Below are 1,701 nucleotides of genomic sequence, written 5' to 3' on the forward strand. Positions count from 1 at the left end.
CCGTCAGGTCGAAGTAGTCGCGCGAGGCGAGCGTCTTGTCCGTGGCGTACTGCAGCGCCGGGTTGTTGAGCTGCGGATGGTCGTCGTAGGCGTCCAGCGTCACCTTGTCGAAGTGGCGCCATTGCAGCGTCACCGAGAAGTCGTGGAACCACTCGCCGTACTCCAGCGGCGTGTTCCAGGTCACGCGGGCCTTGTGGCGCCACTTCGGGTTCGGGGCGGTGAAGCCGCCGGCGACCGAGCAGATCGTGCCGTAGAGCCCGGCGCAGTCGAACGGCTCGTCGCCGCGCAGGGCCTGGGATTCCAGCCGGTCGAGATAGGTCCCGACGAAGTTGAACCCGAGGCTGCCCATGTTCTCGATCCCGAGGTCGTCGAACGAGATCCGGTAGCCGGCGTTGAAATCGAGGCCGGACGTGCGCAGCGAACCGATGTTCACCGTCTGGTCGATGACGTAGCCCTGGTTCGACAGCCACAGCGAACCCTCGGCGTCACGATGCACCAGGTCGCAGAACTGCGGGCTCAGCGTCTGGACGCAGCGGTTGACGATCAGGTCCGCCCCGATCGGCGCGATGTAGTCGTCCACCTTGATGTCGAAGTAGTCGACCGAGACGTTGAAGCCCGGCAGGAACGACGGCTGCCACACGACGCCCAGGGTGTAGGCGTCCGAGGTTTCCGGATCGAGGTTCTGGTTGCCCGCGAACCGGCCGTTGTACTGGGCGGCCGGGTTGGCCTCGATCGCCAGGACCTGGGCCGTCGTGAGGCCGAAGGCCTGGGCGCAGCGGGCGACCAGCGGATCGTTGGCCGCCAGCCCGGCGCAAGGGTCCTGCGTGCCGTCGAGCGCCACGTTCTGCGGGCTGAACAGCTCCAGGACGTGCGGCGCACGGACGGCGCGGTTGTAGCCGCCGCGGATTCGCAGGCCGTCGATGGGCTCCCAGTCCCCGGCCAGCTTGTAGGTCTCGGTCGTACCGATCGAGGAGTAGTCCGAGTAGCGGAAGGCGGTCTCGAGCGTCAGGGACTTGGCCCACGGCGCACCCTGCACCAGCGGGATCCGGGCCTCGGCGAAGACTTCATAGACGTCGAAGCTGCCGTTGACCGGCGGGGCCGCGCCGCCCGCGCCGTTGAGCTGGCCCGACGAGGAGATGAAGTCGGACGCGAAGTCCAGGGTCTCGCGGCGGTATTCGGCGCCGATCGAGACGCCCACGCCGTCGGTGGCCCAGGGCGTCTTGACGCCGTATTCGGTGAGGTCGCCGCCCAGCGAGAAGTTCACGATCCGCTCGAACAGGTTGCCCGACGAGGTGCTGGGCGTGTCGAGGTAGTCGAGGGCGGCCTGGGTGACGCCGCCCAGCTGCATGATGTTGTAGGGCACGCAGGCCGGATCGCTGCCGTCGACCACCGATTGGCAGGTCGGCACGCCGTTCACCGACACGACGTTGAGGGCGTTGTTGATCGCGCCCGTGCGGAAGAAGCCGGTCTGGGTCTGGTTGAACGACACGCGACCGTACTGCATCGCGAAGTCGTAGTTCCAGTTGTCGTTCAGGTCGCCCTTCAGCCCGATCACATAGCGGTACTGCTGGTGCTGGGTCTGGCCTTGGCGGCCCTGGCCCTCGACGTTCCGGCGCGAGATGGTGCCCGTGAACGTGCCGCCCGGATTGGTGGCGCAGGTGCCGCCGCCCGAGGCCGCCGTGGCGTTCAGCAGGCCGCGCT

General features: G+C 67.7%; 1 protein-coding gene. It reads right to left on the reverse strand.

Features of this window, described 5'->3' with window-relative positions:
* Nucleotides 1-1,701 (reverse strand): TonB-dependent siderophore receptor (locus tag AX721_RS02425; protein WP_156466969.1); only part of this gene is annotated, 1,701 nt, incomplete at both ends.

Origin of the sequence: Phenylobacterium sp. CCH9-H3 (assembly GCF_001557235.1) — a bacterium.
Classification (GTDB): domain Bacteria; phylum Pseudomonadota; class Alphaproteobacteria; order Caulobacterales; family Caulobacteraceae; genus Phenylobacterium.